Below are 11,036 nucleotides of genomic sequence, written 5' to 3'. Positions count from 1 at the left end.
TATTGTGAATTAAAGCTAGAGATACATTTAACATGACTAAATTGCTAAATTATCTATGAATTCAGTAAATCAGCAATTCAGGGTTATTTCTCACCTACTTACTGTTCAAATGGTCAGTTAACCAAGGCTCTCTAGCTTTAATTCACAATCAAGGAGTATCCCATGGTAAAACAAATGTGCTGGTTATCGAGCTTTGGTAGCAATGAACCAAAAATGTTGCACTTGCGGACTTCCCCTTATGAGGCTTGGCGTCCGTACACAGCTTTTCCCCAATATGCTGTCCCAGATTATCCAGTACCTGGCGGTTCTAAAGGCTGGGCAACCTATCAGAAACTAAGACTCTCAGACTGGGTTTTGGTTCCTAGTGACAATGAAAATATGGATTATAAAGCAAGTTAATAATTTAGTAATAAATGAAGAATGTAGAATTAAGAATGTAGAATGTAGAATGTAGAATGTAGAATGTAGAATGTAGAATGGAGAATGGAGAATGGAGAATGGAGAATGGAGAATGGAGAATGGAGAATGGAGAATGGAGAATGGAGAATGGAGAATGGAGAATGGAGAATGGAGAATGGAGAATGGAAGAATTCTTAATTCTTAATTCTTAATTCTTAATTCTTAATTCTTAATTCTTAATTCTTAATTCTTAATTCTTAATTCTTAATTCTTCAACAGTTAAACTAATTACTTGACTAGATAAGGACTGGTTAACTTATCTAACTGTTGCACTAACAAGCTAAGGAATAAACCGACATCAGTGACAACACCAACAGATTCTACTGAACCGCGATCGCTTAATTTTGTCACTACGGCGGGGTTAATATCCACACAGACCATCTTCACTCCGGCTGGAGTCATATTCCCGACGCCAATAGAATGGAGCATAGTAGACAGCATCAAGATCATATCTGTCCCTTCCAATAACTTGGCATACTCTTGTTGTGCTTTAATCAAATCCATCTGGGTATCTGGCAGAGGACCATCATCTCGGATGGAACCGGCTAGGACAAATGGTACGTTATTGCGGACGCATTCATACATCACCCCTTTAGTTAATACACCCTGTTCTACAGCTTGGGCAATACTACCGCAGCGACGGATAGTATTGATTACCTTGAGATGGTGTCGGTGTCCACCATGGACAACTACTCCTCGTTTCATATCCACACCCAAAGAGGTTCCCATCAGGGATTGCTCGATGTCATGAACTGCGATCGCATTTCCCCCTAACAGCGCCTGAACATACCCAAGTCGAATCAAACTGGATAAATGTTCACTACCGCCAGTGTGAATTACCACAGGTCCTGCTGTCACTACTACTCTGCCCCCTTGGTCTCGGATTTGGCGCAGCTCCCAGGCAATTTGTTCCACTACTAATTCTACCCGGCGCTCACTAGAGACCCCAGATGCCATAAAACTAAATTCTTGCTGATTGCGTTGTTCACGGGATTGAGTTTTGCGCACCGTGCGGATTCCTTCTACTCCCACGATCACCTGCTCTCCAACTTCCAAATCCCGCAGCACTTTACAACGAGCGATTACACCGTCTGGGGTTTCAGTTATTGCGATCGCACCATCCATGCGTTGATGTTGTACCTTCACCCACTCACAATTTACCCGTACTTCCGTCGGATAAATGGTAGTAACATAAAAGTCATCAGGAGCAACCCCTGCTTGAGTAACAGGTTCCAAGTTAGCATCACACACCTCTTGGGCAGGAGTGACAGCTCCTAGATCAATCAGCTTAGTCATAATCTCTGCCATCACCTCATGATCTGGTGCAGAGACTTTCAGTTCAGCATTAGAGGTGCTTTGCCGCTGTGTTCCTAGGTCGAAGTTAAGTACCTGGAAGCTACCCCCACCTCCTACAATTAAATCCAAGGCACGGCTGATGATACCAGAATCAAGCAAATGACCTTCCAAACGAATAATGCGACTTTCAACCGGTTGATTGCCATGGATTTCACTGCGGACTGGTTCAGTTACCCGTAAGGTTAGGCATTTAGCAGCACCACCAGCTTTGAGAAATTCCGTCAAGGGGGTTTCAATCACCTCAAACCCAGCTTGACCGAGCCGATCTTTCAAGCGATCGCTAACTTTGTTCATCACTACAAGTTGATCAATATTGACCGCATTGCAAGCAAAGTTCACTGCATCAGCTTCCTCTATGGCGATTCGTTTTTCCGGTGCTACCCGCATTTCGATTAAGCGGTTGGAATAGGCATCAAATGCTGGGGGATAGTAGAGTAAATAGCCACCACTCAGGGGACAGAAGCAAGTGTCCAAGTGATAGAAACGTTGATCCATTAGGCGCAGGGACACAACTTCAATATCTAGCCATTTAGCAAGGTATGGATGGGAATCAAGTTCTGAGCGGAAGCCATAGCCAGCCCACAGCCAACGCCCTTCCCGGTCTAGCAGAGCATCCCCAGCTCCTTCAAACGGTAAGTCTTGAGGAAGTTCATAGACAGTGTAGCCATTGTGATCAAACCATTCTTTGAAATAAGGTTCTTCCCCCTGGCGCTCTTTGTGGAGGAAGCGGCTAAGCACCACATTCTTGCCCAAGACTAATCCAGCATTGGCTGTAAATACCATATCTGGCCAACCGGATTGAGGAGAAACTAAATCGACTAGGGCATGCTCTTTGATGACATAGTGAAGTTTTTGCCACTGTTCTACAGCGCGATCCCTCGATGACTTGTGAATATTTCCCTCCATCCAGGGATTAATCACATAATCCACATCGTAGTGGTCAGGGGGACACATGAGGAAGCGAATTGATTCTGTCATAGTCGATTTCTGATCTGGTAGATACCTACACGACCAAGGTAAGTCAGCAATCACACCAATGTCACGACAATTTGCCATTGACAGGGGGGTAAGTTAAGTTGGTGGATTAATCTTAAAGATTTTATCCATAAACTTATTATTATACCATGAAAAAAATATTTATAACTAGACTGAAGCGAATTCTGCTTACCACCAGCATCAGTATTGTGAGCGTGCCACTGTTGATCTATGGCGGATTGCTGGTCAAGCGTCCGCTTCCCACCGACAAGCAGCAACAACTGTTCCAAGGCATCGTATATCAAAGAGATGCTCGGAAATCCCCCCGTCCGCTGATGGTACATACTGTTACCATAGACCTAAGCGCACCAGGAATTAAACTGTTAGTAACACCAGGAAATAAAGTCGATAAAAACGAATTTGCTGCCCGGACTACCTCGGAATTTGTGCGGGAGTTTAAGTTACAATTAGCTATTAATGGTAGTTTCTTTTATCCTTTTCGGCAGTATCCACCGAAGTCCTATCCTAAAACTGGTGATCCGGTCATAGTACAAGGCCAAGTTATCTCTGAGGGGAAATCCTATGCTCCACCAAAATCAACTTCCTCAGTACTTTGTATTTCAAAGTTTGTCCAAGCTCAAATTTATGCTCAAATTTATCAAAACCGTTGTCCTATAGGCACATCGGAGGGACTAGCGGGTAGAGAAATTTTACTAAAAGAAGGAAAACCAGCAGTATTGGGAGGTCGTGGCGGTGAGAACCTATTCTCTCCCCGCACTGCTGTGGCTATTGATAAATCAGGCAAAACTTTGTGGTTAATTATTGTTGATGGTCGCCAGCAATTTTACAGCGAAGGAGTTAGTTTGGCTGAGTTGACTACTATTATTAAAGAATTAGGAGCCGATAGCGCCCTCAATTTGGATGGGGGTGGTTCCAGCACTCTCGTAATAGCAAATAAGACTAAGTTACGGGTATTAAATTCACCGATTCAGACTCGTATTCCTACGCGCCAACGTCCAGTTGCTAACCATCTGGGCATCTATGCTTTACCGGTAGAGAATAGGGAGTAGGGAATAGGGAATAGGGAGTAGGGAGTAGGGAGTAGGGAGTAGGGAGTAGGGAAAAAAATATCACCATTAATTTATGATTTTTATAGCTATTTTATCCCCAAAGATAGTAGTTAATAAACCCCATTAATATAATACAGTTTAAATGCACAATATACCAATCCTAAATGAATTGTGATAATTTTTGTTCCCTGTTCCCTGTTCCCTGTTCCCTTTGGTATAGCTTAGAGCATGAAAAAATTAAATATAACTAGACTTAAGCGAATTATGGTTATCACCAGCATCAGTATTGTGAGCGTGCCAGTTTTGATCTATTGCGGATTGCTGCTCAAGCGTCCGCTTCCCACCGACAAGCAGCAACAACTTTTACCAGGCATTTTTTATCAAAGAGATGCTCGCAAATCACCCCGTCCGCTCATAGTACATACTGTGACCATAGACCTAACAACACCAGGGATTAAACTATTAGTAACACCAGGAAATACCATCAATAAAAACGAATTTGCTGCCCGGAATACTTCGGAATTTGTGCGGGAGTTTAACTTACAATTAGCTATCAACGGTAGTTTCTTTTATCCTTTTCGGGAGTATCCACCTAACTCCTATCCTAAATCTGGTGATCCGGTCAAAGTAGAAGGGCAAGTTATCTCTGATGGAAAATCCTATGCTCCTCCAAAATCAAAAAATTATTCAGTGCTGTGTATTTCAAAGCTTCTCCAAGTTCAAATCTATCAAAACCGTTGCCCTCTAGGCACATCTGAGGGATTGGCGGGTAGAGAAATTTTACTAAAGGAAGGGAAGCCAGCAGTATTGGGAGATAGTACAGATGAAAAACTATTGTATCCCCGCACTGCTGTGGCTATTGATAAATCAGGCAAAACTTTGTGGTTAATTATTGTTGATGGTCGCCAGCGCTTTTACAGTGAAGGGGTTACTTTGGCTGAATTAACTAGTATTATTCAAGAATTAGGAGCCGATAGCGCCCTCAATTTGGATGGGGGTGGTTCCACCACTCTGGTAGTAGCAAATAATACAAATAAGCTAAGAGTATTAAATTCACCGATTCAGACCCGTATTCCTACGCGCCAACGGGCAATTGCTAACCATTTGGGCATCTATACTTTACCGATAGATGTGTTGAACAACCTCCCATTAATCCAGGACGAAAGGATCTCAACCAATTTACAACTACTATATCTTTTGCTAATGATAGTTGCTCTATAGCAGTGCTAAATGATTCGTGAAATGTAGTGGCCGAAGCGAACGTGATAGCCTCGTCTTAGCCGAATCCCCATAACCATTGCCCAGCAATGATTTTAATATTTACAGATTTTTTGAATAACTTAGAATTGGTATATAGTAAATTGCTTGTGGTATTCTAATCAAGGCAATCGGATTAAATTACAGTAATGCTTAATACAGATTTACTTGATCAAGAAGTTCAGTCACTTTTTCAAAGGATACGGACTAACTTAACTTTACCTGAGTGTCCTCCCGAAAGGTTAGAATACTATATCAAAGAGCATAGTGGATTTTCCCGGCACAATCCTATGCTCCTGTCTGTAGCTTCTGAGAATTCTCAATCTGCTCCTGCCATATCTGTGGAATTACAGCGAAACTCTGATGAAGAAAGTGGAGCTTCTGGTGAAGAGTCCCATTTTGCTATCTATACCGATGGGCTTCGAGAGTCATTCCAATTTAAGGTGGATGAGTATGTGCTCTCAGTAGAAACTAAGGGTTTCCTGGAAACTATGCTTGACCTTTGTAAGTCAGGCTCTGCGAGTAAAATCTGTGGTGTTTTTTATGCAACTGAGGCAGGTGCTATTCCAGAGTTAGAGCTAGTTCGCAATCTAACCGATTTGTACTCAACGTCTCAGGAGAACTGTCAACCCTCAGAAAAATTGACATACTTCTTCGATCTTCATCTCAATGGAGTAGAACAGGAACATAAAGATGGTCTGGGTACCTTTATTAACCACTACGAACAACATAGTTTAAACTTAAGTGAAATCCATGAGGGTTTCTCTGATTCTATAGCAGCAATGGATACCTGGTGGAATAATCTAAAACAGGCAGTTATAGCTAACAATTAATTAATCAATTAATTCAAGAGGATCGACTGATTGTCCTATTTTAAAATAGGGAATTCCACTCGCAAGTCGTTTCCATCGTTATCAGGCAAAGCCTCCGATCAGACACTTCTAGGTAGAGCCTAAAAACGAGAGTTAAGTTATGGATAAAGCAGAGAATAGGTGATTATTCTATGCTACATAAACTGTTATGGATTTAAACTATAGCTAATAAGGGATTTGGTGCAGGCGTTAATCATCGCAGATAAATAAATAACCCCAGAAAAAGAAGTTATCTCTTTTGATTATAATTTTTGCCTAATTTTAGGCATTGAGATGTACCCGGAAACAGTGGCGTTTCCTTACAGTAGTTAGCTTCCTTAGAAGCTATCACCCACTACCCACTACCCACTACCCACTAGCAAAGACACTATTAATTATGGGTAATTTAATGGACATAATATAACTACATGACAGATCAGTTCGAGTCAACAGAAGAGCAGTTTTCCCAAACCCTAATGATCATGGCGATCGCTGCTTTATTTTTCGCTTTAATATTTCTATCTTCAACACCAATCTTCATCCGATTCAGTGAGCGTGAAATCTCTGCGAGCGCTACAGCATTTAATCGCTTCTGGATTAGTACCACACTCTTGGGTCTGTGGAAAGGACTCCAAGGGTTACGCTGCCGAATTTCTCTTGATAAACCGATAACACAAGATTATTTGCCTGACTCAGGTTGGGTGTGGGGCGGATTGCTAGGAGTCGGGATTTTTTTCTCTGCTGACATCATCATCTGGGCTTGGTCATTAACTCAAACCAGCGTCGCCAACGCAACTCTACTGGCTAATCTCACGCCAGTGTTTACCATTTTAGGGGGATGGCTGGTATGGAAAAGAGGCTTTGAAAGCAAATTCCTGATGGGAATGAGCCTCGCCATGGCAGGAGCGATCGCAATTGGACTAGAAGACTGGCAAATCACCACTGGCAAAGTAGAGGGGGATATTGCTGCCATACTGGCTTCAATCACTTTTGCTGTCTATCTATTGATTCTCGAAAGACTCCAAACCAGGCTTAAAGCAACCACCATCTTGTTTTGGAGTTCTGCGATCGCTACCGTGTTTAGCCTACCTATCGCCCTACTGAGTGGAGATAACCTGTTTCCCTATTCCTGGCAGGGATGGAGTGCTATTCTTTGCTTTGCTTTAGTCTGTCAGATCTTGGGTCAATGGCTGCTGGTATATAGCCTCGATCACTTTTCCTCAGGATTTGTTGCTGTTTTTTTGTTATTAGAACCGGTCCTAGCAGCTATCGGTGCCTGGATACTCTTCTACGAACAATTGAGTCTTTTTAACTGGATTGCTTTTGGAGTTGTTTTGGGTGGCATCTATTTGGCACTATCTAGTGAATACAAATCACCTACTTAGTGAAGGTTCAACAGTGAAAATTGACAGAGAGTTAAGATAGCATAAATAAAACAAAAAAAATGTTTATTATGATCAACAACTTTCCACCAAATTACTATAATATTTTACTCGGAAATTAACTGTCACGAGTACTCAAGCATGGTAGACAAAAAAAAGCTCCTGGAAGACACCATGACTTTATTACTGTCAGTAACCCCAGATACATCTTTGGGTAAACTGTTAAACCTTTGTTTAGCAGCTAAGGCAGATCCAAATATCAGCAAAAGTGCCCGTGAATTTGCTGTAGAACTTCTCGAAGATCCTAGCAAGATTTACTCTTGGACGATGGATGTTATAGGCAGCGATGCCAACTATACCGATGGAGAGTGGGAGGCTTTGAATGATATGAAACTTGATGATACTGATGCCTTTGTAGCGGACTTCCAGTCGGAGTTGGAAAGTCTGGACTTAGATTAAGGTCAGAGGCTATCGATGCAGGGTGAAGGGTTAAGGATTCAGGTGGGCAGAGGTCTAATCATCAATAATAATGTTGACTATAAACATATTATCAACACTCAACCTTGGCTTTTCGGCCACGCTACCGAAACAACCTACCCTTCACCGAAGGCCAAAGGCGAAAAACTTTCAACCTTCAACCTTCAACCTTCAACCTTCAACCTTCAACCTTCAACCTTCAACCTTCAACCTTCAACCTACACCCTTCACCATTACTTTACCCTAACAATCATCCCTTCTTTGACTATAAACGCGCCATCAAACACTTCTTTGACTTCCACTGCTAGGTTGTCGAGAAAATCATCACAGTGATTGGGTTCGTGGTGGAAGATAGCCAGTTTCTTAACACCAGCAGCTTCTGCGAGCTTCACCCCTTCCTGCCAGGTGGAATGTCCCCAACCTACTTTGGGAGATTTGGGGTCGTGGTATTCTTCATCGGTATACATAGCATCGTAGATTAACATATCAGCATCACGGGCTAGATACACCACATTTTGATCAAGGCGGTCGGGAAAATGTTCTGTATCGGTGCAGTAGCACACGGAATGCCCTTGCCAGGTTACGCGATAGCCAATAGCACCATTAGGATGATTTAAAGGAGCAGTTTCTATGGTAATATCTTTTATGGTGATAGTGTTATGACCTGCTTCTAAGTCATAGAACTTCAAATCTGCCTTGACTTTGTTAGTAGGAACTGGAGCATTCAAGTGTAAGACCCGCTCCTTGAAGTGTTTCTCCATGCACTCCCCGGGGGGAGCTGCGCCATAAATATGTAAAATGTTCCCTTCCACAAAGACTGGAATGAAAAATGGCACGCCTTGAATATGATCCCAGTGGTAGTGAGTAAAAAACCAATAAGCTTCAATGGGTAACTGCTGCTTAAGGCTTTTTCCCAGCAACCGCAAGCCAGTACCACCATCGAAAATCAGGCGTAACCCAGCCACTTGCATCTCTACACAAGACGTATTGCCGCCATATTGAATTGTGTCCTGTCCAGGGCTAGGTATACTGCCTCGGACTCCCCAAAATTTAACCGAAAACTCGGAGGAAGTGCTTATCTTCATTGGTAAGTTAATGCTTCAAAGTACCGCACTGACCCTGATGACGCAACAGGTGATCGCACAATACCAAAGCAACCATTGCTTCTACCATAGGTACGGCCCTGGGTAAAACACAAGGGTCGTGACGTCCTTTAGCAGCTAGAATGGTTTCTTCACCAGTAGTGGTGACAGTACGTTGTTCTTTGCGGATGGTAGCAGTGGGTTTAAACGCTACTCTAATAATAATAGTCTCGCCATTACTAATGCCACCTTGAATGCCACCGGAGCGATTTGTAACAGTGCGCACTCCACCGGTTTCGTCTGTGTAAAATTCATCATTATGCTCACTGCCGGTAAGTAGAGTGCCCCCAAAGCCAGAGCCAATCTCGAAACCTTTACTAGCTGGTAGGGACATCACCCCTTTGGCTAAATCCGCTTCTAGCTTATCAAAGACTGGCTCTCCCAAGCCTTTGGGTATATGGCGAGCCACACATTCTACTACACCCCCAACGGAATCACCGCTACGTCCAGTTTCTTCAATCAGTTCAATCATCCGTTCAGCACATTCTGAATCAGGGCAACGAACAATATTACTTTCTACCTGGTCTTGAGTAACGGTGTTGGAGTCTACGATACCTTCTAAGGTTTTGATACGCTTGACGTAGCCAATGATTTCTACACCAGCAGCTTGCTGGAGAATTTTTTTTGCGATCGCACCCGCTGCCACTCGCCCGATGGTTTCCCGGGCTGAAGAACGTCCTCCCCCCTGCCAGTTCCGAATGCCATACTTAGCATCATAGGTAGCATCAGCATGGGAAGGCCGATACGTCTTTTGCATCTCGCTATAGTCTTGGGGCCTAGTGTCTTTATTGCGCACCATAATCATAATTGGTGTGCCTAGGGTTTTGCCCTGAAATACTCCTGAAACAATTTCACAAGTATCAGTTTCTTTACGAGGAGTAGTAATCTTACTCTGACCCGGACGCCTGCGGTCTAAATCTACCTGAATTTCTGCCGCAGAAATTTCCAATCGCGGTGGACAGCCATCAATGACTACCCCAACCCCACCCCCGTGGGATTCTCCGAATGTAGTGATTCGAAACAGATGTCCAAAGGTATTGCCCATAGTTCCTGCTTTAGTAGTGCTCTAATGGTAGTACTTAGTTATTTTATGAAACCACGACTTGCTATGCCTTTAGCCTACTCGAGTCCATTCCCATCCCCTGTCGGTTTGAACACTGCCCAAACCTCAGATCACCTCCGTTTCTTTCCCTGATCCGACCTTCTCTATTCCCTACCTGCAGCGCTATAAATTTTAACTAACTTTTCAACAATCCCAATTTTTCCTGCAGAGCGTGACGCATAATATCCACTGGTGGAGTTTGTCCTAACCAAATTTTGAAAGCTGCTGCTCCCTGTTGCACCAGCATTTCCAATCCATCAATAGCGTACGCGCCCTGTTCCTTGGCTTGTCTTAAAAACTGAGTGGGATTAGGAGTATAAATCAAGTCATAAGCGATCGCATTTTCTGGCAACCTAGCCATGGTTACCTGATCCACAGGAGACTGCTCGACCTTGGGATACATTCCCACAGGAGTAGCATTAACTAACAAATTGGCTTGAGCCAGGAGTTCCGGTAGTTGTTGCCAAGGATGAGTATGAATAGTAATAGCAAGGTCAGAATTAATCCAGCTTTGCTTAAATTGACCTAACTTGTCCTGATTGCGGCCAAGCACATGAATCTCAGTACAACCGAGTTCGGCACAACCCACTACTACGGCTCGTGCTGCACCACCACACCCCAAAATGACTACAGTAGTTTGACTCCAATCCCGGTTATACCGTTTCAACGGGGAGATAAATCCTTCGATATCGGTATTCGTACCAATCCAACCGATATCGGTGCGATACACAGTATTCACTGCTCCCACCCCTTGAGCCACTGTTGAAATTTCCGACAACAAGGGGATGATAGTCTGCTTGTGGGGAATGGTGATACTGAAGCCCACTAGACCAATCGCCTCAAAACCAGCGATCGCATTTTTCAAATCTGCTGATTTTACCGGTAAGGGTAGGTAGACATAATCCACATCCAAGGATGCGATCGCTCGGTTATGCATCAGTGGTGATAAAGAATGTTCCACTGGA

The 11,036-nt window shown here is 43.3% G+C and carries 11 protein-coding genes; 7 read left to right on the top strand and 4 right to left on the bottom strand.

Annotated features, from left to right (window positions below; all coding sequences use genetic code 11):
* The first annotated feature begins 162 nt into the window (after positions 1 to 162).
* Entirely contained in the window at positions 163 to 399 is a 237-nt protein-coding gene (locus F6J94_RS22470; protein ID WP_293019275.1) for a hypothetical protein, read from the top strand.
* A gap of 288 nt (positions 400 to 687) precedes the next feature.
* On the opposite strand, the gene F6J94_RS22465 is transcribed toward F6J94_RS22470, so the two are convergent.
* Positions 688 to 2,793 carry a TIGR00300 family protein gene (locus F6J94_RS22465; protein WP_293044311.1) on the bottom strand — a complete coding sequence of 702 codons (2,106 nt, stop codon included), beginning with the start codon at positions 2,791 to 2,793 and terminating at the stop codon, positions 688 to 690.
* 146 nt (positions 2,794 to 2,939) lie between these two features.
* On the opposite strand from F6J94_RS22465, the gene F6J94_RS22460 reads away from it, so the two are divergent.
* The 6 genes from F6J94_RS22460 (at position 2,940) to F6J94_RS22435 (ending at position 8,074) form a co-directional block, all read left to right on the top strand.
* The gene (locus tag F6J94_RS22460; RefSeq protein WP_293044309.1) at positions 2,940 to 3,860 is read left to right on the top strand and encodes a phosphodiester glycosidase family protein; all 921 of its coding nucleotides are present in this window, start codon (positions 2,940 to 2,942) and stop codon (positions 3,858 to 3,860) included.
* A 264-nt stretch (positions 3,861 to 4,124) separates the two neighbouring features.
* Positions 4,125 to 5,081 (top strand): phosphodiester glycosidase family protein, encoded by a 957-nt coding sequence (locus F6J94_RS22455; protein ID WP_293044307.1) that lies wholly within the window; start codon positions 4,125 to 4,127, stop codon positions 5,079 to 5,081.
* A gap of 185 nt (positions 5,082 to 5,266) precedes the next feature.
* The gene (locus F6J94_RS22450) at positions 5,267 to 5,950 is read left to right on the top strand and encodes a DUF3865 domain-containing protein (protein ID WP_293044304.1); all 684 of its coding nucleotides are present in this window, start codon (positions 5,267 to 5,269) and stop codon (positions 5,948 to 5,950) included.
* 446 nt (positions 5,951 to 6,396) lie between these two features.
* Positions 6,397 to 7,353, top strand: a complete 957-nt coding sequence (locus F6J94_RS22445) for a DMT family transporter (RefSeq protein ID WP_293019279.1) — start codon at positions 6,397 to 6,399, stop codon at positions 7,351 to 7,353.
* A gap of 138 nt (positions 7,354 to 7,491) precedes the next feature.
* Positions 7,492 to 7,809: a hypothetical protein gene (locus F6J94_RS22440; protein WP_293044301.1), complete on the top strand. Its 318-nt coding sequence runs from the start codon at positions 7,492 to 7,494 to the stop codon at positions 7,807 to 7,809.
* A gap of 70 nt (positions 7,810 to 7,879) precedes the next feature.
* Positions 7,880 to 8,074: a restriction endonuclease gene (locus tag F6J94_RS22435; protein ID WP_293044298.1), complete on the top strand. Its 195-nt coding sequence runs from the start codon at positions 7,880 to 7,882 to the stop codon at positions 8,072 to 8,074.
* Here F6J94_RS22435 and F6J94_RS22430 read toward each other — a convergent pair.
* The 3 genes from F6J94_RS22430 to F6J94_RS22420 form a co-directional block, all read right to left on the bottom strand.
* A complete protein-coding gene (locus F6J94_RS22430) occupies positions 8,061 to 8,912 on the bottom strand; it encodes an MBL fold metallo-hydrolase (RefSeq protein WP_293044295.1) in 852 nt (283 codons plus the stop codon). The two genes, F6J94_RS22435 and F6J94_RS22430, sit on opposite strands and share 14 nt — an antisense overlap.
* Before the next feature lie 7 nt (positions 8,913 to 8,919).
* Positions 8,920 to 10,014: a chorismate synthase gene (gene aroC / locus F6J94_RS22425; protein ID WP_075903336.1), complete on the bottom strand. Its 1,095-nt coding sequence runs from the start codon at positions 10,012 to 10,014 to the stop codon at positions 8,920 to 8,922.
* Positions 10,015 to 10,207: 193 nt separating this feature from the next.
* Positions 10,208 to 11,036: shikimate dehydrogenase (locus tag F6J94_RS22420; RefSeq protein ID WP_293044290.1), on the bottom strand; the 829-nt coding region annotated here is incomplete at its 5' end.

Origin of the sequence: Moorena sp. SIO1F2, from assembly GCF_010672755.1 — a bacterium.
Classification (GTDB): domain Bacteria; phylum Cyanobacteriota; class Cyanobacteriia; order Cyanobacteriales; family Coleofasciculaceae; genus Moorena.
The sequence above is the reverse complement of the archived record's forward strand: the minus strand, read 5'-3'. Positions and strand labels throughout refer to the sequence as shown.

Bases quoted from the DNA above. Each gene is read 5' to 3' on its own strand.
- F6J94_RS22465 (WP_293044311.1), bottom strand. From the start codon at position 2,793: ATGACAGAATCAATTCGCTTCCTCATGTGTCCCCCTGACCACTACGAT.
- F6J94_RS22435 (WP_293044298.1), top strand. From the start codon at position 7,880: ATGTTGACTATAAACATATTATCAACACTCAACCTTGGCTTTTCGGCC.
- F6J94_RS22440 (WP_293044301.1), top strand. From the start codon at position 7,492: ATGGTAGACAAAAAAAAGCTCCTGGAAGACACCATGACTTTATTACTG.
- F6J94_RS22455 (WP_293044307.1), top strand. From the start codon at position 4,125: ATGGTTATCACCAGCATCAGTATTGTGAGCGTGCCAGTTTTGATCTAT.
- F6J94_RS22450 (WP_293044304.1), top strand. From the start codon at position 5,267: ATGCTTAATACAGATTTACTTGATCAAGAAGTTCAGTCACTTTTTCAA.
- F6J94_RS22445 (WP_293019279.1), top strand. From the start codon at position 6,397: ATGACAGATCAGTTCGAGTCAACAGAAGAGCAGTTTTCCCAAACCCTA.
- F6J94_RS22430 (WP_293044295.1), bottom strand. From the start codon at position 8,912: ATGAAGATAAGCACTTCCTCCGAGTTTTCGGTTAAATTTTGGGGAGTC.
- F6J94_RS22460 (WP_293044309.1), top strand. From the start codon at position 2,940: ATGAAAAAAATATTTATAACTAGACTGAAGCGAATTCTGCTTACCACC.
- aroC (WP_075903336.1), bottom strand. From the start codon at position 10,014: ATGGGCAATACCTTTGGACATCTGTTTCGAATCACTACATTCGGAGAA.
- F6J94_RS22470 (WP_293019275.1), top strand. From the start codon at position 163: ATGGTAAAACAAATGTGCTGGTTATCGAGCTTTGGTAGCAATGAACCA.